Genomic DNA, 20,257 nt, shown 5'->3' with positions numbered 1-20,257 from the left:
CGGACTGGAGATAGTAGCAACACTTTCCAACCACCGATAAGGCTGCGACCCATGGACCCGATCATCGCTGCGACTCACGCCGACCCCTATCCCTACTACGCACAACTGCGCGCCGAGGGTGGGTTGGTTTTTCATCAGGGACTGAAACAGTGGGTGGCCAGCAGCGCCCGAGCCGTTGCCGCCGTGCTGGCGCATCCGCACTGTCATGTCCGGCCGTCTTATGAGCCGGTGTCTAAGGCCATTGCTCAAGGCATGGCCGGCAAGGTGTTCGGTCAGTTGATGCGGATGAACGAGGGTGAACGGCAGCGTTGCCCGAGGGCGGCGATTGAGCCGGGGCTGGCGTTGATTGACGTGAACGAGGTCAATGCGTTGGTCGGCGCTCGGTTGATCACCTCGGGTGCTGACGGGTTGTACGCGGCGATGTTTCGCGGGCCGGTCTGCGTAGTGGCGGCGTTGCTGGGGTTTTCTCCGGCTCAGGGCCGGGCTATCAGCGAGCTGACCGCCGACTTCGTCGCCTGCCTGTCTCCTCTCAGCGATCAGGCGCAACTGGACGCCGCCCATGTCGCGGCGGAACAGCTGAAGGGTTATTTCATCGAGCTTCTGGACGACCCGAACAACCGAAGCGCCCTGCTCGCCGGTATCCGGCAGCGTTTCGCGACGACATCGACCGGTTCTGAAACCTTGATCGCCAACCTGATCGGCCTGTTCTCCCAGACTTACGAAGCCACGGCCGGGTTGATCGGCAATGCGCTATTAGCGTTGATCCGAAACCCACAGTTGGATTCGGCTCAAGTTGACGACCTGATCGCTGAAGTCCAGCGCTTCGACCCGTCGGTGCAAAACACCCGCCGCTTCGTCGCCGCGCCGTGTGAAATTGACGGCGTGAACCTGAACCCCGGCGACGTCATCCTGGTACTGCTGGCTTCGGCCAATCGCGATCCGCAGCTTAATGACGATCCCGATACGTTCCTGCTCGACCGCCCGAACCGCCGCAGCTTCACTTTCGGCGCGGGGCGTCATCAATGTCCGGGGCAGGTGTTGGCGATGAGCATTGCCAGCGCGACGCTGAGAAAAATTCTGGCCATGAAACCCGCGCTGGACCGGTTGACCTGGCAGTACCGCCCTTCCCTGAACGGGCGCATTCCGGTCTTTGCCTGAGTTCGCCCAATCGAAGATCCGAAGAATTTTGAACTATCCTGTGTGGCTACAAGGGACCAATCATTTCAAGTCACTGCTGCAGGGAGCGCGATGATGAACGTGGATTCAGGGCGGCGGGTAAGAACATGACTTCGGATTGAGCCCGGCTAACTTCAAGCCACTGACGCCACGAGAGCGAGAAGTGATGCAACTAATCAGTCAGGGCCTGGATTGCCGGGCCATTTCCCTGCAGTTGCATATCAGCCCTTTGACCGTTCGTAAACATCGCAGCCACATCATGGCCAAAAAGGGCCTGACCCATTCGGCGCAACTCTGCGTCCTCGCCGTAGGATATTATTTTCGTCGAACGAGCCATCATTCCAGTCACTGATGGTTCCAGGACTGACCAACCCCATCCCCCTTCCATGCTGTCCAGGCGAGAACGCGAAATCGCGCTGCATATCGCATGCGGACGCACCAGTAAAGAGATTGCCCAACGGCTGAGTCTCAGTGATCTGACCGTGCGTAAACACCGTGAGAACCTGTATCGAAAACTGGGCATCGGCAGCATCGCGCAACTGGTGCGCTATTGCCTGGAGCAACACCTGGTCAGACCTTCAACATCCTGATAGCCAACTACGCCATCGGTGGTATTGCCGGCCTTACGATCTGCCTCCAATCATGTACCGGCAAAATGCCACAACTGAAAAGCGCTCGAGCAGCCTGCCCGAACGTGAACCTCGTTAATGGAGACAAGGAATGTCACGCCAAAACAAATGTGCCTGCCTCTGGGCCATCGAATGCGAACGCCTGCGTATAGCCTGTGACCTGCACGACCATACCGGACAACACTTGGCGCTTGCCCAATTGCGCCTGGCCGAGCTGCAACAACAAGCATCTGCAGCTGCGCTAAAGCAGTTGATTCAGGAGTTGCAGACCTTGATCCATGAGGCCAGCGCGAGCCTACGTTCGGTGGTGCACAACCTGGGGAAAGAGCCACTACCACGCCAATCCTTGGACCAAGCACTTCGAGGGTTGGTGCGCGACATTCAGACCGACTTCCCCGATGCCCCGACCATCGTTCTGAACCTGCATGGCCCGCAAGCACCGCTTGCAGATGCCACCACGGCCACCCTGCTGCGATTAGTCAATGAACTACTGGCCAATGTACGCAAACACAGCGGTGCGACGCAGGCAAAACTCAAATCCTCCTGCCTGGGTAACTACCTCACGTTGTGCGTAGAAGACAATGGCCATGGCTTCCCCCCCAATCCGGAGGGGCAGTCGAGCGGCTTCGGTTTGCGCAGTATTGCGCTACAGCTCAAGCCACTGGAAGGACGGTTGATACTGGACTCCGAGCCAGGCAATGGCACCAGCGTTCGATTGCTGGTTCCCAGTCATCACCTCGATAGCGCGAGGCGGAGGCGCTCATGAGCACAGGTCCGCTGAAGATTTTGCTGGTTGACGACCATATTCTGTTTCGCCAAGGCCTCGCCGCATTACTGGTCAGGGAACATGACCTACACATTATCGGTCAGGCGGCCAATGGCCTGGAGGCCTTGGCGTTGATAGCCCCGCAACCTCCGGACCTGGTGATTATCGATCTGGAAATGCCGCTCTTGAACGGCATCGACACCATCGCTCGCGCTCGCCAAAGGGCACCAGCACTGCAATTTCTATGCGTGTCGGCCCACGGCGAACAACGCAGGATCAGCGCGGCCCTGGACGCAGGCGCCTCAGGTTATCTGCTCAAGGATTGTGCCGTAGATGAGTTGGTTAAAGCCGTGCGTACAGTTGCTCAGGGACGCAGCTACCTCTCACCGGAGATAGCCACGGCAATGGTGCTGAGCCAGCGCCTGACCAACGCGCAACACTCCATCCCCGCGGGTGCACGACTCAGTCCACGGGAACGGCAGATCCTGCAACTGTTGGTGGAGGGGCTCACCACCCGTGCGATTGCCGACTCCATGCACATCAGCTGTAAAACCGTGAGCACCCACCGCGAACACATCATGAGCAAGCTCAACCTCAAGGGCATCGCTCAACTGACCCGCTATGCCCTACGCGAAGGATGGCTTTAGAGCTGATGGGCGGTCGGTATTAATGCCTATAGAGAATCAGTGTTTCTGAGGCCTCGAATCAGCATTACGTACAGGTTCACACCTGCGAACGAAAGATAGTCTCTGTTCCAGACGAGCGATGCGCACATCACTGCACTGATCGTCTCAGGAGGTCGCGGTACTGGCCGCGATGCTCGGTTTTCCAACCGATTTGGAGCGATACGAAATGGCTAATATTGATACTTTGGACCTGTGGCAAAAATGGATGGGAGCAGTTCAGGCAGTAGCACTGCCGGGCGGCATTAGTGATAAACAACAGTTCAGTGCAGGTTCTACCACCCTTAACATTGATCTGGGTAATAGCAACCCGAACATCCAGAACTACTACATCCATGGCCTGGGTGATGTGGTGCCGGCCGACAGTCCATCCTACTCGGCTAGCAGCGGCTTGCTGTCCGCTTATGCGACCTTTCTGGACTGGATTGATCCGGGTGCTGCGCTCAACCCGAATCTGGCCAGCCAGGTCTCTGTCGCGACCACCAACCTCAATACCGCGCAGACAACCTTCAACAACGTGCAGGCACAAGCCTTCACCGCCTACACCAACGCCAAAAACATTTTCCCTAACATCCCTGCGTTCCAGGATTGGGTAGGGCAAGGCTACCAGTCCTATCCAGCGGCGAATAACGCCCTGATCGGTGCCGCTAACACCTACGAAGAATTGATGATTCAGATGTATGGACCGGGCTACAGCGTCCTTCAGACGGCTCGGACGAAAGCCGGCATCAACGGCGCCCAGAGCCTGATGGGACCCAACGCCTTCAACATGGCGGTAACCTCAGGCACTGTCTCTCCGCCCGGGAGTCAGCCAGTCGTGATTGGAGGCGTCACGCCACCGCCAACGACCGCCTTGGTGTCTTCCCTGGCACCTTCCTATACCCTCCAGGCGTTCGGCACCAAATATGCCGAATGGCAAGCGGCCAGTGTTGCAGGCAAGACCAACGCCGGCGCCACGATCGCCATCACCTCCAGCACCGCCAGCTACAGCCTGGACAAGTCCGGCTGGAGCACTTCGGCCAACGCCAGCCTGTTTGGCGACTTCTTCAACTTTTCCCTGGGCGGCTCCGCCAGCGGCCAGAAAACCAGCATCGATACCACCAGCACCGACTTCTCCTTGCAAGTCGACTTCACCGGCTTCGGCAGCTTTCAGGTCAGTCCCGGGCCGTGGTGGGACAGTGCCCTGGTAGCGTTAAACAGCAAAAAACTTAAACCTGGAGCCCCTGCGTTCTTCGGTGAAGGTGGTGCGTTGTCAGCCATCGCCACCCAGGTGGTGGTGGGTTTTGAGCCAACGGTAACGCTGAAAATGAGCGCAAGCGATTACAACAACGTCAAAAGCAGCTGGCAGGCGAGTGCCACCACCTCGATTGGTATCGGTCCGTTCCGCCTCGGCTCCCTCACAGGGTCGGCCAACGGTACCAAGCAAGACATCAAGTACGACGATGCCAGTGCGTCCGTGACCATCGGCCCGGTTAGCAGCACGCTGCCAGTACTGCTGGGGGTGATTAGCCAAAAACTCGGCGTCTAGCCCCTCGCTGGTTGCCCTTTGCCTGAAGACGCGAAGGGCTCCAGCCTCTGGATCGCAGTCAAAACAGGGAGAACATATCGTGCAGAGCGATTCATCGATATGGCAGTTGTACAGGCAGGCTCTTTCCAACTGGGCGCACGTGACAGGCAGCGACGTATTGTCGGTCGCGGCCATAGATACATTCAGCGACCTTGGCAGCTCGGATACCGGGCTCTGTAACTGGAGTATCTATCAACTGGGCAATGGCATTCCCTCGCCCACCGGCAGCTATGCGCCCCACAGCGGCCTGTTTTCGTCTTACTGGATTTACCTCAGTTACCTCCTGCAAAACGTTGCGCCCGTCCCGGTGCACTTGCAAGAAAACGCCAGCGCGCCGCCTCCGCAGGTCAACTTCGAACGCTACCGGCAACTGCTGCTGACCACACTGCCCCCTCAGACTGCTATCGCGCAGAACGGCTTGTGCCCTGCCAGCAGCACACCGAGTACCGCCGACCTGGCAGCAGTCCATCAATCCATGACGAGTACCTTCATCAACCGGGCACCGCAGATTATTAAGGCACTCAATCAGTGTTGGCTGGCCTCACTTCAGGAACCCACAGCACTCAACATGGTGGTCAGCACTGCCGACGCGACCGCTTCCCGTTGCCCCGGATTCACCCTAGAACAATGGGCCCAGACCTTGCCCAGCTGGCGCGGCAGCGGGTTGTCGGCGCTGCGCAGCAACGCTCCCACCGCATTGCTCAACGCCGTGGACATCGTCCTGCCCTCAGTACCAGACAGCACCTTGGGTGCTCAGTTGCTGACTACCGCCGACTTACCGTCCTTTATCGGGTTGAACCTGGCCAATCCCATGCACACGGCAATGTGCAGCCTTGCAAATCTCAGCAACACCTCAGTCACCATGAGCTTGTCCCTTGAACAATTCGGTAGCTTCGCCCTCAGCCCTGCGGCCTGGTTTGACGCCGATTTTTTTGACGGTAGCCGTTACATCGCACCGCCCAATGCTGCCGATTTTTTCAGTGAAAACGGGGCCATTGGCCTGCTGCCCAGCCATGCCGTGATTGGCTTTCGCCCGCACCTGACATTGAGGGTCAGTAACCTGGCCAAGGCACAAGACCTGGCCAACTCGGTGACACGCATCGGGCCGTTCAACCTTCAGGCGACGGCCACCGTTCAGCTTCCCGCAGATGCCGGCGGCAGCTCGGGTGAAGTCGATATCCATTTTGATGCGCAGGATTCAAACCTGCCGGTGTTACTCGGCGTAATCAGCCGCCAGGTATTGCACTAAACGGAGTTTTTCAATAGCCGACCAAGGAGGACTGCGATGAACAAGACACCCGATTGTTGAGCGAAGTGAGCAAGACCAAAGCAATACTTTCTATGGAATGAACGAGGGTCAAGATCATGGCGTACTGTCAGGAAAAGTTTGAAGACACCGTCACCGGAGCAACTCAGATCGTTTACTGGCAACAGAATAAACACGTCCACAATGCCGCGCTACAAACGGTAATCGCTACATGGTTAGGACCAAACTGGCGGCCCCGAAACAATAGCTACCAATCAAACTTGTCAAAAACCACAATTGGCGCAGTCGAGTACCGATGAGCAATAGCCGAGGGGGCTTCACGCCCCCTCGTTTTTTAACGCTGCACACCAGATTCTGTACGAAACCCTCGTGCACACACCTCAAGCGTTGCGATATTCAACCGTCAGGTGAGACAACTCATGAACCGGCGCCAGACGTTCGCGAATGGCGTCGGCACTGACGCCCGCCACCGCCACGACACTGACAATCGCCGCCCGCGCCTGAGGGCCGACTTGCCAGACGTGAAGGTCACTGATGCGAACATCGTCCGTCGATTCGAGCAGCTCACGAATTTCGGCGGCGACGTGCTCATCGGTGGTATCCAGCAACACTGCGGCGCTGTCACGCATCAAGCCATAAGCCCATCTCGCGATCACGATGGCGCCGACAATCCCCATCGCCGGGTCCAGCCAGACCCAGCTCAGGTAGCGCCCGGCCAACAATGCCACGATGGCTAGCACCGAGGTCAACGCATCGGCCAGCACATGCAAATACGCCGAACGCAGGTTGTTGTCGTGATGGTGAGCGTGGGCATGACTGTGATCGTGATGATCATGGCCGTGATGCCCATGATTGCCCGACAGCAGAAACGCACTGACGATGTTCACCCCCAGCCCCACCACCGCAATCATCGTCGCTTCGGTGAAGGCCACGGTGGTCGGTTGAAACAGCCGCACGATGGATTCGCCAGCGATGCCGATCGACACCAGGCCCAGCACTATGGCTGAAGCGAAACCCGCCAGGTCCCCAACCTTGCCGGTGCCGAAGCTGAAGCGCGAGTTGTTGGCATGCCGCCTGGCAAAACCGTAGGCCGCCGCGGCAATGCCCAAGGCCCCGGCGTGGGTCGCCATATGAAAGCCGTCCGCCAGCAGCGCCATCGAACCGGTGATGTAACCGGCGGCAATTTCGCCAATCATCATCACGAAGGTCAGGGCTACCACCCACAACGTGCGGCGGGCATTGTCATCGTGGGCAGCGCCCAAAAACAGATGGTCATGGGTAAAACGTGAAGCCTGAGGTGTCAGTGTCATGGGACGGGCCTCTATTTCGAGTAACGGCGGATGGCTTGCAACAAGTCTTCAACGCCTTCGGCGCGCGCTTCGTCGCTGAGACCGGGATGCGCCACATGTTCACGGGCATGGGCGTCGATGAACTGGTCCATCAAACCGTTGACTGCACCGCGGATCGCCGCCACCAGATGCAGGGTTTTGGCGCATTCAGCATCGGACTCCAGCGCCCTCTCTACCGCCTGAACCTGGCCGGCAATACGCCGGACACGGTTTAGCAGGTCGTCCTTGTGTTCGTGGATGTGTGACATACATATACCCCCTACCCCTATATGGTGTGCATGGTTACCTATAGGGTTGGGGGTTAGCAAGCCAGGTTGACCGCGTCATCGTTCATCGCGGGCTTGCCCGCGATGGCGGCCTGACAAACGACGCATCACATGCGACGTGCGCAACCGTCATTTGTAACAACGGCCAGAGTTTCAGACTAGTCCTACATCTATCAAATACCCTTTGATATAGCGTCTGCATCGCTTTCAAAAAATGAAACAAGGACGCTCATGGCCCGCAAAACAGACATACCCAGGGTTCAAAACCCACCGTCAGGCGACGGGCACCACATCACCAGCCGCTACATGACCGCCTCCGAACTGGCAGAGCGCGACTCCAGGCAAAAAACATATGAAGACATGTTGGCCCGACAACAGGCATATGAAGATCGTTTCATAAGGCAACCTCAGCAACATGACCAGCCCAGCTCCATGGGTTGCGTATTCGCCAAAAGCTGCAACCTCCCCGACGGCGTAATCAACCACGACAATCCAACCGGGTTTGTCCCGGTCGAGAAATTGGCCGACTACGGAAAGTTCTCGCTATTAGGTGGCCGTGAAAGGGATGAAGCAGGAAACATACCTCTCAAAAAAATCAGTGGTAGCGCATTACCTCGCTCATTCGGAACACTGATTTTAGGTGGCGTAGGAGCTGTTGGCTCCGGGACGGCTGCAAGCGGTGCGGGGGTAGTGACGACTGGTGTTGTTGCTGGCGCTTTGGCGGGAATCGTTGCGTTGCTCTGGCCATCGACGCTCGGGGACAGTTCCCTGTATTCGGAAGAACAACTCAAATCACTCAAAGAAGGTCGCACCCGAGTTCGCCTGCATATTGAACAACAGGCCAATGGCACCTTGAAGGCATACGGATACAACACTCAAAAGCGCAGCGATTGGGAAATGATTCCTGTCGTGCAGTTCGTAGCTCAAGGCTCTCAGCAAGTGGCTGACTTTGGTAACGGGGTAACGCTGATATGGACACCAGCCGTAGATCCGTCGAGCACTTCGGGAATCCCGCCGCTAGAAGGAGCTCCACAAGCTCCGCAAATCTGGATTTATCCGCCTACACCAGCGGCTGACAGCATCATTGTTAACCCGATCTACCCGCCTAAATACAAGGACTTCATCCTTGTTTTTCCGGCTGATTCCGGCATCAAGCCTCTTTACATTGTCTTTTCCCTGCGATTCGATGCTGCCAGGTACCATGGAAAGACGGATACACCAGTTAAAAGTAAGGGTCCCCGTGAATGGCCAGGAAGCTTTGGATAATTCGGTACAGGTAAAACCTACATCGGAACGCAGGATTGGTATTGATCCCAAAACCAACGAGTTTGTCGTCTTTGATCATACGGGAGGGGACGACTACCACGGACATGTCAGAGCATGGAATAAACTCCATCAAGATATGAAAAATGTATTGATCAAGGCAAAAAAAGCCGACACCAAGGGAAACATCCTGGGAGCTAAACAGTGAGTCTTATCTACCACGATCCGTCGATTAGCCATGACGAAGCAATCAGTCTCTTTGATAGCGGCTTAGAAAGGAACATTGTCACCGCGCTGATTTCCATCGGATTAAATGAGCAAGACAGTGCCTGGGCTCAGACCATTTGCCTGAAACATCTCGAGAGTGGCACTCAGTCTGTGGCTGCGGCAGCAATCACCGCACTCGGCCATGTAGCCCGCAGATTCGGTGAGCTTGAAATGCAAGCCGTGATGCCCGCCCTTGATTCCGTAAAAGGAAAATTCCCTGCACTTGAAGCCACAGTTGCTGACACGCTCGACGATATTGAAATGTTCACCTGACTCGCTAAATCAAAACCAGAAATCACCCTCCCAACACATAAAAACCCCACCATTTCTTCTAACAGAGATGGTGGGGTTCGCCATTTCAGCCCACACCCAACAAATCAATCATCCCGCGTCAGCACTTCCAGCAATTCAATCTCGAAAATCAGATTCGAATTCGGTGTAATCGCACCCATCGTCCGCTCGCCATAAGCCAGATGCGCCGGCACCAGCAACTTGCGTTTACCACCAACCTGCATGCCCATGATGCCCTGATCCCAGCCCTTGATCACTCGCCCCGTGCCAATCACGCACTGAAAAGGTTTACCCCGACTGTAGGAAGAATCGAATTCAGTGCCGTCTTCCAGCCACCCGCGATATTGGGTAGTGATCAGCGCGCCTTTGACAGCGGCTTTGCCGTCGCCCACTTCAAGGTCGATGACCTGCAACTCATCATTCATCACATTCACTCTTTTGCGCTTGCCCGAACAGGGCTTCATGGGCGCCGTTTTCCCAGAAATACGGGCGACTGGCAACTTATTCAGTTAGACCCCGCTCGGCGCCCTTACCAGAGGGCAATATCGTAGGTGAAATAGATTCGGTTGCTGTCACGTCCGCGCGCAAAGTCCGAACGGTAGACATAATTGCGCAGCTTCACGCCCACGCCCTTGAACGTGCCACTCTGGACCACGTAGGCCAGTTCCATGTCGCGTTCGGATTCTTTGATGCGGGTGTCGGACTTGCCATCGTTGCCTTTGAGATAGCGGGTCATGAATGTCAGCCCGGGCACGCCCATCGGCGCAAAGTCGTAAGCGTAACTGAGCATCCAGGTTTTCTCGTCCTCCTCGATGAACTTGCCGATGCCGACGTTGCTGAACGAGTACACCGTCGCACCACTGATGTAAGGCAACCCGGCGTCACCGCTGAGTTGTTGGTAACCGCCACCAAAGGTATGCCCCGCCACCGCGTAGGACAGTTGGCCGCTGAGCATGTCGTTATCGATTTTCGAGGCGTAGGAACGGCCCGCATCCTTGCTGTTGAAATAGCGCAGGTCACCGGTCAACACCCCGGGGCCCAACGGCAAATCATGCTGGATGCCGGCAAAACTCTGCCGATAGAAGTCTTCCAGCTCACCGTAGAAGTAACTCAGACGCGTATTCTTGCCGAGTTTGTAGTCACCACCGGCGTAGGTGAAATCGCCACCTTTGTCGCCTGAGTAACCGTCAGGAACGATCGACACGCTATCGGTCGAATCGCGCAGTTTGAATCGGTCCAGATGACCACCAGTCAGGGTCAGGTTTTCGATGTCGGTGCTGGTGACTTGTCCTCCCTCGTAGGTTTGCGGCAGCAAACGCGCATCGTTATAGATCAGCACCGGAGTTTTGGGCAGCAGGGTGCCGTATTTGAGGGTGGTCTTGGCCAGTTTGACCTTGGCCGCAGCCCCGGCACTGGCGAACTCATCGGCGGCGCGACCGTCGTCGTGTACCGGCAACAGACCGGTGCCACTGCGGCCACGCCCGGAATCGAGTTTGACACCCAGCAGGCCCAATGCGTCGACCCCGAAACCGATAGTGCCGGGGGTGAACCCCGACTGGAAATCCAGCAGGAAACCCTGGGCCCACTCGGTGCGCTCACTTTTGGCGGTTCTGGCTGAACGCGCACTCAAGCCATGCTCATCGCGAAAGTTTTCGTTGATATAGACGTTACGCAGTTGCAACTTCAACTTACTGTCGTCGATGAAATCACTCGCACCGGCAGTGGCCATCGGCAACACACCCAGAAAAGGAAGAAGAGCCCCGCGAGTCAGAAAGTGGGTCATGTCGAACTACTCATATTGTTGTTTTTAAGGATGCACGTGACCGCACGTCCGACATCGGGCGCGTGGAGTTCTATCAAGTGGCGAGTCAGGGATGAATCAGGAGAACAGCGTCAAGGCCCCGGTCAGTAGGGCTAAAGCTGTGACCACCAGGGAAGTGAGCACCGCCCATTTGAAGGTGGCGCGCTGGAAGTCGCCCAGGTCGCGATCGACCATCCCCACCAGCAATAGGGTCGAGGCCACCAGTGGACTCATCAAGTGCACCGGTTGGCCAAGAATCGACGCCCGGGCGATTTCCACCGGATCGATCCCGTAGGCCGCCGCCGCGTTGGCGAGGATCGGTACCACACCGAAGTAATAGGCATCATTGGACAGCACGAAGGTCAACGGCATGCTGGTGATCGCCACCACCAGCGGGAACAGGTGCCCCCAGGACGGTGGAATCCAGTCCACCAGGGTTTGCGCCAATGCGTCGACCATTTTGGTTCCAGAGAAAATCCCGGCAAAAATACCAGCCGCAAACACCAGCAGGACTACAGTCATGGCGTTGCCGGAGTGTGCGAGGATGCGTTCTTTCTGAATGTCCAGTTGCGGATAGTTGATCATCAGCGCCAGCACGAAGCCAATCAGAAACAGGATTGCCGAGTGCATGAGCCCCATCACCAGCGCGACCATCACCGCCGTCACCAGCAACAGGTTGACGTAGGCCAGTTTCGGGCGTTTGTGCGGCGTGTCCTCAAGAATCGCCTTGATGTAGCAATCACTCCCGCCGCTTTGCAGCTGGACGTTGCCAATGCGTTTACGCTCGGCGCGGCCCAGCAGGAACGCGGTGAATACCACCCACGCAGCGCCGCCGATCATGGTGGGCAACAACGGAACGAAGTACGCCCCGGCATCCAGCCCCAACGCGGCAATCGCCCGGGTCGCCGGGCCGCCCCAAGGGGTCATGCCGCTCATGATGCTCAACGCCAGCATGGAAACGGTCGCCAGAATCATCGGGTTCATACCAATGCGCTTGTACAACGGCAGCATTGCCGCGCAAGTGATCATGTAAGTGGTGGTGCCGTCACCGTCCAGGGCGACAGTCAGCGACAGCAGCGCAGTGCCGACCGCAATTTTCATCGGGTCGCCGTTGACCCGTTTGAGAATCTTGCGGATCAGCGGATCGAACAACCCCGAGTCGATCATCAAACCGAAAAACAGAATCGCGAACAGCAGCAGTGCCGCCGACGGTGCGACCATCTTCAGGCCGTCGAGCATCATTTTGCCGGTGGTCCCACCAAAGCCACCGATCACCGCAAAGACAATCGGAACAACGGTCAACGCAACGATGGGTGACAGACGCTTGGTCATGATCAGGAACGTGAACACAACCACCATGGCCAAGCCGAGTAAGGCGAGCATAGGGCAACTCTCTTGTTGTTATTGGAATGCGTAGCCAAGACGCAGGCGAACGACCCGATCTTGTTCTGATGCAAAACTGCAGTGATTGTGCGGGAAGACTACCCGGCGAGCCGGTGGGAAACCGGGGCATACACAAAGCCGGAAAACAGCCTTCGGGCGGTACGAACAACGGAGGCCCGGATAGTCTCACCGTTCTCACCGGTGTAGGACAATACGACATCGATGCCGCCGCTCGGGTGCTCGATCCGCACCTGTTGCAGACGCGGCCCGTCGGTATGGCCGAGCATCTGCGCGACCACACTGCCTGCGCTGACACACGCGGTGGCAAGACCGATGGAACCGGTAATGGCCAGCGCACGGTGGCAGTTGTGCGGCATGAAGTAGCGAACCTGCAACGTGCCACCGGCCTTGGCGGGTGCAACCAGCACAGGCTTGGGGATGACCTTGTCGCTGACGTCGCCCAAACCCATGGCTATGCCGGCCTGCAGTCGCAGGGCTTCGAGGCGCTGCAGAAAGTCTTTGTCGGCGTCCAGTTCGGTCGGCGTTTCGTCGCCGCGTTTGCCCAAGTGACGCGCCTCAAGAATCATCATCGGCATGGCCATGTCGATGCAAGTCACTGGAATGTCGTCGAACCAGTCCTGGATGCTGCCGGTTGGAAGCAGCTTGCCGGTCTTGCTGCCTGCGGCGTCGAGGAATGTCAGTTGAACCGGTGCCGCGCTGCCTGGCACGCCATCGATGGCGGTGTCACCTTCATAGCTGACTTTGCCGTTTGGTGTCTGCACGTCAGAGGTAACGAAGGTGCCGGTGTTGAGATTGCGAATCCGCACGCGGGTTAGCTCACCGACCGCCTTGACCAGGCCCTGCTCGATGGCAAACGGCCCGACCGCGCAGAGCATGTTGCCGCAGTTCGGGGCGGTATCCACCCGACGCTGGGACACCATGACCTGAACGAACAAGTAATCAACATCGGCATCGGGGTGTAACGAAGGACTGACGATAGCGACCTTGCTGGTCTGCGGGCTACCGCCGCCGATGCCGTCGATCTCCAGTTCGTGACCGGAGCCCATCACCGAGAGCAACAACTCATCGCGTTCTTGAATCGAAACCGGCAGATCCCAAGCGAGAAAAACCGGACCCTTTGAGGTACCGCCGCGCATCAGCACACAAGGAATTCGTTGCATGGCTACTGACTCTTGTTGATCAATCGAGGTAATTGATGTCTTGCAAACAAGAGTGACAGGGAAGTAATTGTGTTTCCAATGCAAAGATCGGCGCAATTATTGCGTTTCACAAAAGAAAGTTTTACCGTGATTCAGCGCCCTCCTCCGACGAGATAGAACATGGAATATGAACTTCAGGACATCCGATCTTTCGTGAAAATCGCCGAACTGGGGAGTTTTCACGAAGCTGCCGATGCCCTGCATCTGTCGCAACCAGCCTTGAGCCGACGGATAAAAAAACTTGAGGAGGGTTTGGGGACTACGTTGCTAGACCGAACCACGCGCAAGGTCAGCCTGACCAGTGTCGGCCGTGACTTCTTGCCCAAGGCTCGCCGATTATTGGATGATTTCGACGACTCGATCCTGAATATCCGTGAGTTGGCTGAGCGGCAAATCGGTCAGGTGACCCTGGCCTGCATTCCAACCGCTGCGTTTTACTTCCTGCCGTCGGTGATTCGTCTTTATAACGAGCGCTATCCGAAAATCCGCATCCGCTTGCTCGACCTCAGCGCCAATGAAGGGCTCGAAGCAGTGTTGCGGGGTGAAGCCGACTTCGGCATCAACATGATGAGCGGCCAGCACCCGGACATCGAATTCGTTTCACTGGTCAACGAACCCTTCGTCCTGGCCTGCCGTCGTGACCATGAACTGGCCCAGCGGACGTCCGTGACCTGGTCAGAACTGAGCGATTACCGGTTGATCGGCGTCGGACGCCTGAGCGGCAACCGCATGTTGCTGGACCACGCCCTGTCGGGCCTGAGCTGGCGTCCGCAGTGGTTTTATGAGGTACAGCATTTGTCCACCTCGCTGGGCATGGTCGAAGCCGGTCTGGGAGTTTCCGCGATGCCGAGCCTTGCGATGCCGACGGCGGATCACCCGACGCTGGTGAGCATTCCTCTCACCGATCCTATCGTGAACCGGACACTTGGCCTGGTGTACCGTCGGGGCGCATCGCTATCGCCGGCGGCGGAGAAGTTCGTTTCCATCCTGCTCGAACAATGGCCCCACTAAACCGTCAATTCTCAGCAACCTCCTTGCTGACTGAACGGACGCCACCCTTTATCCTGACGCCCCGCTGAAAATCGGGCGAGCGCCGCTCTCGCCTGCCCCACCCAGGAGTTTCGCCATGCCCCACGAAGGCAACCTGTTGCAAGCCGCTGTCGTCTTTTTATTCGCGGCGGTGCTCACCGTCCCCTTGGCCAAGCGCCTGCAACTGGGGGCGGTATTGGGTTATCTGTTTGCCGGGGTGATCATCGGGCCGTCGGTGTTGGGCTTGATCGGTAATCCGCAAAGCGTCAGCCACATCTCTGAACTCGGGGTGGTGTTGTTGCTGTTCATCATCGGCCTTGAGCTGTCGCCGCGACGCTTGTGGGTGATGCGCAAATCGGTGTTCGGCGTGGGTCTGGCGCAGGTGTTGCTGACCGGTTCGGTGATTGGTGTGCTGGCGTTGTTCGTGTTCGGCCAATCCCTGAACAGTGCCATCGTATTGGGCCTGGGGCTGGCCTTGTCCTCCACCGCGTTTGGTTTGCAAAGCCTGGCCGAACGCAAGGAACTGACCAGCCCCCACGGGCGGTTGGCGTTCGCGATTTTGCTGTTTCAGGACATCGCCGCGATCCCGCTGATCGCGATGGTGCCGCTGCTGGCCGGCGGCGATCACACCACCAGTGCCGCCGAAGATTTGAACCACGGCTTGCGGGTGCTGGGCAGTATCGCGGTGGTGGTGATCGGCGGGCGTTATCTGTTGCGACCGGTGTTTCGCGTGGTGGCCAAGACTGGTCTGCCGGAGGTGTCCACCGCCACCGCGTTGCTGGTGGTGATCGGTACGGCGTGGTTGATGGATCTGGTCGGCGTGTCCATGGCACTCGGCGCGTTCCTCGCCGGTTTGCTGCTGGCGGATTCCGAATACCGTCACGAACTGGAAGCGCAGATCGAACCCTTCAAGGGGCTGCTGCTGGGACTTTTTTTCATCAGTGTCGGCATGGGCGCCAATTTGAGTTTGCTGCTCAGTGCGCCAATTGTGGTGCTGGGGCTGACCGTGCTGCTGATCGCGATCAAGCTGCCATTGCTGTTTGTGGTCGGTCGACTGGCCGGGGGGCTGGGCAAGGTCAATGCGATTCGCTTGGGCATCGTGCTGGCGGCCGGTGGTGAGTTTGCCTTTGTGGTGTTCAAGATCGGCCGGGATCAGGGCTTGTTCGAGCCGCGTCTGTACGACTTGCTGGTGCTGACCATCACCCTGTCGATGGCGCTGACACCGCTGTTGTTGCTGGCCTGCGCACGACTGGTCAAACCCAAGGTTCAACCGGTGGAGGTGCCGGAAAAATTCCGCGAAATCGACACCGACACACCGCGCGTGGTGATCGCCGGCATGGGCCGTATGGGGCAGATCGTGGCGCGGATTCTGCGGGCGCAGAACATCAAGTTCGTCGCCCTCGACACGTCGGTGGAAACCATCGAACTGTCCCGCAGCTTCGGCGGCGTGCCGGTGTTCTACGGCGATCCGATGCGCCCGGAAATCCTCAGCGCGGCCAAGGTCGAGCAAGCGGAGTTTTTCGTGATTGCCACCGACGATCCGGAGACCAACATCAAGACGGCCGAGGTGGTGCACAAGCTCTATCCGCACATCAAAATCATCGCCCGCGCCCGTAACCGTCAGCATGTGCACCGGTTGGTGGATGTCGGGGCTCAGGCGGTGCGGGAAACCTATTACTCCAGCCTGGAAATGACTCGGCGAACCTTGGTTGGACTAGGGTTGACCCAGGCCCAGGCAGATGCGCGGATCAAGCGTTTTACCCATCATGATGAGCAGGTGCTGGAGGCCCAGCATGCGGTGTATGACGATGCCGCCAAGGTGATGCAAACGGCGCAGGAAGCGCGGGCGGAATTGGCAAAACTGTTTGAGTCGGATCAGTTGGAAGAGGAAGCGGGTAAGGTTTGAGGCGGTTGTGAGGGCCTCTTCGCGAGCAAGCCCGCTCCCACATTGACCGCGTCAGCCACAAGATTTGCGGCTGACATAGATCCAATGTGGGAGCGGGCTTGCTCGCGAAGAACGATAACGCGGTATTTCAGGTAAACGGTATTTCCAAGGAGCTCACAATGGCAGACCAAACCTCCCCCGCCCTGAAAGAAATCTTCAACGCCGAACGCCTCGCGCATATCGCCGCCGAAATGACGGCGGTCTACCCCGAATTCGATGCCAAGGCTTTCCTGAAACTGGCCAAAACCGGCTTGGCGGAATTGTCAGTCATGCAACGCATGGCCCGCGTCAGTGAATGCCTGCACGCGGTGTTGCCACTCGGTTATGAAGAATCCCTGGACATCCTGCGTGCCCTCGCCCCGCGCCTGAACAGCGCCTTCGTCAGTATGTTTTTGCCGCACTACGTCGCGACCTACGGCGCTCACACGTTCGACCTGTCGATGAATGCGCTCAAATATTTCACAGCCTTCGGCTCATCGGAATTCGCGATTCGGCACTTTCTGCGCAACGATATCGAACGCTCGTTGGCGCTGATGCACGTCTGGTCGCTGGATGAAAACGAACACGTCCGGCGCCTGGCGAGCGAAGGTAGCCGACCGCGCCTGCCATGGTCATTCCGCCTGGAACAGGTCCAGGCCGACCCGACACTGGCGGCTGCGATCCTCGACAACCTCAAGGCCGACAACAGTCTCTACGTGCGCAAATCCGTGGCCAACCACCTCAACGACATCACCAAGGATCATCCCGAGTGGGTGCTGGCGCTGATCGAGGGTTGGTCGCTGGACAACAAGCATACGGCGTGGATCGCCAGACACGCCCTGCGCAGCCTAATCAAACAGGGTAACCAGCGGGCGCTGGCAATCATTGGCGCGGGCGGCAAGCCCGAGGTTGAAATCATTGACGTTAAGGTTGAACCGGCGGTGATACGCCTGGGGGAGAAAATCACTTTGTCCTTCTCGATGAAATCCACCGTCCCGGAGTGTCAGCGACTGGTGATCGACTACGCGATTGATTATGTCAAAGCCAACGGCAGCACGTCGGCAAAGGTATTCAAGCTCAAGGCGATGACGCTGCCCGGCAAGGCTACCGAATCCATCGCACGTAGCCAGCACATCAAGGAACTCACCACTCGCAAACACTACGCCGGTCAGCACGCCGTGCACATTTTCGTGAACGGTGAACGCCTCGCCAGCACCTCATTCGAAATTCTTGATTGATACACGGTCCCTGTGGGAGCGGGCTTGCTCGCGAAGAGGGAGTGTCAGTCGACATTAATGTTATCTGATACACCGCCTTCGCGAGCAAGCCCGCTCCCACAGGGATTGCACGTGACTGACTGGCATTAAGGCGCCAGTCAAGGCCAAAAGGCCGCTGAACACTCTGTGGCGAGGGAGCTTGCTCCCGCTGAGCCGCGAAGCGGCCCCAAAAAAGGAGCCACTGCACAACCCTGCGTCAGTAACTCCCTCACCACAGCAACCCACACCTACCAAGGCGTATCAATGTGATCCAGCACTCGGTTCGCGGTGATCTCCGCCACCATGATGCTGTTTGAAATGCCCATCAAGGCGTAGCGCGACTCACCCTCTAGATGATCTACCAACTGATGGACCATCACATCGACCGAGGCCAGCGTCTCGACCAAAAAAATCGCCAGGGTTTCGGCTGTGGCCTCTGGGGCCACGGCAAACAGCTTGCTGGGGTTACGCGCGGTGGCTTTGATATCGGCATTCGATGGAAAGTGGAAGTCGAGGGCGCGTTTGGCGGCCCCATTGAGTTTTTTTGAATCAGGTTCGTACGGGGATATTGGATCGGTGTCCGGCGGATTGGGCGTAGGTTTGATCATGGTGAAACTCCTGATTGTTCATTAGGAGCTACCGACATCACTTGCAGATGATGGGTGGCAGCTATGTGCGGGTCTGCAAGACCGGGAAACCAGGAACCCGGCAGATCCGAAGATCTCCCGCACAAAGCCGCCATTTCGCGGACATAAACGAGCGTCCTTTGGCAGGGCTATGCGACTGGTATTCCGGCGGGCTTGCAGACCCGATCACTGATGAGCAGTGACGAGAATCAAGTTACCGACGGCCCCCTAGACGCACAAGCCGGCGGATTCTGTCTTACCTGTAGGCGGTGGCGCAAGGCGTTGTAGCCTTTGGGTGGTAACGGCAAGCTTCATTTAAACGATCGCTATTTTTCTTGTTTAAATGGGCTGCGGGCGAAACGCAGCCTCACTCGCGGCGGATGCCTCTGTAGGAGCGAGGTTTGCCCGCGAAGAACGATAATGCGGTGTGCCAGACTTGACGCCTTCGCGGGCAAGTCGGATCGCCGCACCGCTCGCTCCTACAGGGGAATGGGGCCTCGCAGCAGCTCCTGCTCACGCTCACACAACTCCACCACGTAATCCCACAGCACCCGCAGCCTCACGGACTTGTGCAACTCGCGCCGCGTACTGATCCAATAACTGCGCTGGATGCTTTCATCCGGCAGCAACGGCACCAGTTGGGGATCGGCGCTGGCCATGTAGCACGGCAACACGGCGATCCCCAACCCCGAGCGCGCGGCCTGTTGCTGGGCGATGACGCTGGTGCTGTGGAAGACCACCTGAGGGTTGCGGCAGAAGCTGTTGAGGAACATCAGTTCCTGGCTGAACAGCAAGTCGTCGACGTAGCCGATCCACGCATGGCGACCGAGGTCTTCGCGGCTGCGCAACGGCGGCGAGCGGTCCAGATAGGCCTGGCTGGCGTAGAGCGCCAGTCGGTAATCGGTGAGCTTTCGAGTGACCAGCATGTCGGCGGCCGGGCGTTCCAGGTGAATGCTGATCTCGGCTTCACGGTTGAGAATGCTGACGAAGCGCGGCACCGCCACCAGCTCCACCTCCAGCCCAGGATAGCGTTCGAACAGCCCGTTCATGCGGCTGGCGAGGAACATGATGCCCAGCCCTTCCGTCACCCCGACGCGGATCTTGCCCAGCGGCGCGGATGACTGGGTGATTTCTTCCTGAGCCAGTAGCGCGACGTTTTCCATGGCTTCAGCGTGTTTGAGCAGTGCTTCGCCGGCCGGGGTCAATTCGTAGCCTTGGGCATGCTGGACGAACAGCGCGGTGCCGAGGCTTTTTTCGATGGCTTCGATGTGCCGGGCCACGGTGGCGTGGGTGGTGTTCAAACGGCGAGCGGCGGTGAGCAAACGGCCGCTGCGCTGCAATTCGAGAAAAAACCGCAGGTCATTCCAGTCGAACATGAACCATCCTTGACGTTATGCCGTTAAATGGCGCTGTTTAAAAACGCACAGCAGCTGCGCAAAAACTAACATTCTTTTAACGAAAGCTAACAACTAGGATGACCGACAACAAGAACAA

21 protein-coding genes are annotated in these 20,257 nt (G+C 57.8%); 13 read left to right on the top strand and 8 right to left on the bottom strand.

The features are described from left to right. Window positions 1-51: 51 nt before the first annotated feature. From KVG95_RS04265 to KVG95_RS04235, 7 genes are all read left to right on the top strand, one after another. Window positions 52-1,158 (top strand): cytochrome P450, encoded by a 1,107-nt coding sequence (locus KVG95_RS04265; protein ID WP_217854645.1) that lies wholly within the window; start codon window positions 52-54, stop codon window positions 1,156-1,158. A 136-nt stretch (window positions 1,159-1,294) separates the two neighbouring features. Beyond that, entirely contained in the window at window positions 1,295-1,528 is a 234-nt protein-coding gene (locus tag KVG95_RS30100; RefSeq protein WP_225922904.1) for a response regulator transcription factor, read from the top strand. Between the two features lie 34 nt (window positions 1,529-1,562). Then, window positions 1,563-1,766, top strand: a complete 204-nt coding sequence (locus KVG95_RS04255; RefSeq protein WP_217854643.1) for a response regulator transcription factor — start codon at window positions 1,563-1,565, stop codon at window positions 1,764-1,766. Window positions 1,767-1,896: 130 nt separating this feature from the next. Further along, window positions 1,897-2,571 carry a sensor histidine kinase gene (locus KVG95_RS04250; RefSeq protein ID WP_217854642.1) on the top strand — a complete coding sequence of 225 codons (675 nt, stop codon included), beginning with the start codon at window positions 1,897-1,899 and terminating at the stop codon, window positions 2,569-2,571. Then, the gene (locus tag KVG95_RS04245) at window positions 2,568-3,218 is read left to right on the top strand and encodes a response regulator (protein WP_217854641.1); all 651 of its coding nucleotides are present in this window, start codon (window positions 2,568-2,570) and stop codon (window positions 3,216-3,218) included. The genes KVG95_RS04250 and KVG95_RS04245 overlap by 4 nt, the downstream gene beginning before the upstream one ends. Before the next feature lie 205 nt (window positions 3,219-3,423). Then, window positions 3,424-4,782: a hypothetical protein gene (locus KVG95_RS04240; protein ID WP_217854640.1), complete on the top strand. Its 1,359-nt coding sequence runs from the start codon at window positions 3,424-3,426 to the stop codon at window positions 4,780-4,782. A 79-nt stretch (window positions 4,783-4,861) separates the two neighbouring features. Continuing rightward, window positions 4,862-6,070: a hypothetical protein gene (locus KVG95_RS04235; protein WP_217854639.1), complete on the top strand. Its 1,209-nt coding sequence runs from the start codon at window positions 4,862-4,864 to the stop codon at window positions 6,068-6,070. 398 nt (window positions 6,071-6,468) lie between these two features. Here the strand turns inward: KVG95_RS04235 and dmeF are convergent, their stop codons facing one another. After that, window positions 6,469-7,398 carry a CDF family Co(II)/Ni(II) efflux transporter DmeF gene (gene dmeF, locus KVG95_RS04230; protein ID WP_217854638.1) on the bottom strand — a complete coding sequence of 310 codons (930 nt, stop codon included), beginning with the start codon at window positions 7,396-7,398 and terminating at the stop codon, window positions 6,469-6,471. A gap of 11 nt (window positions 7,399-7,409) precedes the next feature. Further along, on the bottom strand, window positions 7,410-7,685 hold the full coding sequence (locus KVG95_RS04225; RefSeq protein ID WP_217854637.1) for a metal/formaldehyde-sensitive transcriptional repressor: 276 nt from the start codon (window positions 7,683-7,685) through the stop codon (window positions 7,410-7,412). A 249-nt stretch (window positions 7,686-7,934) separates the two neighbouring features. On the opposite strand from KVG95_RS04225, the gene KVG95_RS04220 reads away from it, so the two are divergent. From KVG95_RS04220 to KVG95_RS04215, 3 genes are read left to right on the top strand one after another with little or no spacing between them, the layout of a single operon-like run. Further along, the gene (locus KVG95_RS04220) at window positions 7,935-8,969 is read left to right on the top strand and encodes an S-type pyocin domain-containing protein (protein ID WP_225922903.1); all 1,035 of its coding nucleotides are present in this window, start codon (window positions 7,935-7,937) and stop codon (window positions 8,967-8,969) included. Beyond that, complete coding sequence (locus tag KVG95_RS29690) at window positions 8,944-9,174, top strand: hypothetical protein (RefSeq protein WP_225922902.1); 231 nt, start codon at window positions 8,944-8,946, stop codon at window positions 9,172-9,174. The genes KVG95_RS04220 and KVG95_RS29690 overlap by 26 nt, the downstream gene beginning before the upstream one ends. After that, complete coding sequence (locus tag KVG95_RS04215; RefSeq protein ID WP_195840088.1) at window positions 9,171-9,506, top strand: hypothetical protein; 336 nt, start codon at window positions 9,171-9,173, stop codon at window positions 9,504-9,506. The genes KVG95_RS29690 and KVG95_RS04215 overlap by 4 nt, the downstream gene beginning before the upstream one ends. A gap of 104 nt (window positions 9,507-9,610) precedes the next feature. On the opposite strand, the gene KVG95_RS04210 is transcribed toward KVG95_RS04215, so the two are convergent. From KVG95_RS04210 to KVG95_RS04195, 4 genes are all read right to left on the bottom strand, one after another. Then, entirely contained in the window at window positions 9,611-9,949 is a 339-nt protein-coding gene (locus tag KVG95_RS04210) for an FKBP-type peptidyl-prolyl cis-trans isomerase (RefSeq protein WP_007895103.1), read from the bottom strand. A 104-nt stretch (window positions 9,950-10,053) separates the two neighbouring features. Continuing rightward, on the bottom strand, window positions 10,054-11,307 hold the full coding sequence (locus tag KVG95_RS04205; RefSeq protein ID WP_217854636.1) for an OprD family porin: 1,254 nt from the start codon (window positions 11,305-11,307) through the stop codon (window positions 10,054-10,056). Between the two features lie 96 nt (window positions 11,308-11,403). Continuing rightward, entirely contained in the window at window positions 11,404-12,708 is a 1,305-nt protein-coding gene (locus KVG95_RS04200; RefSeq protein WP_217854635.1) for a CitMHS family transporter, read from the bottom strand. 98 nt (window positions 12,709-12,806) lie between these two features. After that, complete coding sequence (locus KVG95_RS04195; RefSeq protein WP_217854634.1) at window positions 12,807-13,889, bottom strand: 4-oxalomesaconate tautomerase; 1,083 nt, start codon at window positions 13,887-13,889, stop codon at window positions 12,807-12,809. A gap of 159 nt (window positions 13,890-14,048) precedes the next feature. On the opposite strand from KVG95_RS04195, the gene KVG95_RS04190 reads away from it, so the two are divergent. The 3 genes from KVG95_RS04190 (at window position 14,049) to KVG95_RS04180 (ending at window position 18,119) form a co-directional block, all read left to right on the top strand. Next, the gene (locus KVG95_RS04190) at window positions 14,049-14,939 is read left to right on the top strand and encodes a LysR family transcriptional regulator (protein ID WP_217854633.1); all 891 of its coding nucleotides are present in this window, start codon (window positions 14,049-14,051) and stop codon (window positions 14,937-14,939) included. Window positions 14,940-15,054: 115 nt separating this feature from the next. After that, window positions 15,055-16,863: a monovalent cation:proton antiporter-2 (CPA2) family protein gene (locus tag KVG95_RS04185; RefSeq protein WP_217854632.1), complete on the top strand. Its 1,809-nt coding sequence runs from the start codon at window positions 15,055-15,057 to the stop codon at window positions 16,861-16,863. 158 nt (window positions 16,864-17,021) lie between these two features. Next, a complete protein-coding gene (locus tag KVG95_RS04180; RefSeq protein WP_217854631.1) occupies window positions 17,022-18,119 on the top strand; it encodes a DNA alkylation repair protein in 1,098 nt (365 codons plus the stop codon). 266 nt (window positions 18,120-18,385) lie between these two features. Here the strand turns inward: KVG95_RS04180 and KVG95_RS04175 are convergent, their stop codons facing one another. Both KVG95_RS04175 and KVG95_RS04170 read right to left on the bottom strand, forming a co-directional pair. Further along, the gene (locus KVG95_RS04175) at window positions 18,386-18,745 is read right to left on the bottom strand and encodes a DUF6124 family protein (RefSeq protein WP_217854630.1); all 360 of its coding nucleotides are present in this window, start codon (window positions 18,743-18,745) and stop codon (window positions 18,386-18,388) included. Between the two features lie 497 nt (window positions 18,746-19,242). Next, complete coding sequence (locus tag KVG95_RS04170; protein ID WP_217854629.1) at window positions 19,243-20,139, bottom strand: LysR family transcriptional regulator; 897 nt, start codon at window positions 20,137-20,139, stop codon at window positions 19,243-19,245. Between the last annotated feature and the right edge of the window lie 118 nt (window positions 20,140-20,257).

This window comes from Pseudomonas farris, from assembly GCF_019145235.1.
Taxonomy (GTDB): domain Bacteria; phylum Pseudomonadota; class Gammaproteobacteria; order Pseudomonadales; family Pseudomonadaceae; genus Aquipseudomonas; species Aquipseudomonas farris.
Note: the sequence above shows the minus strand (reverse complement) of the source record. Positions and strands in the feature narration are given on the sequence as shown.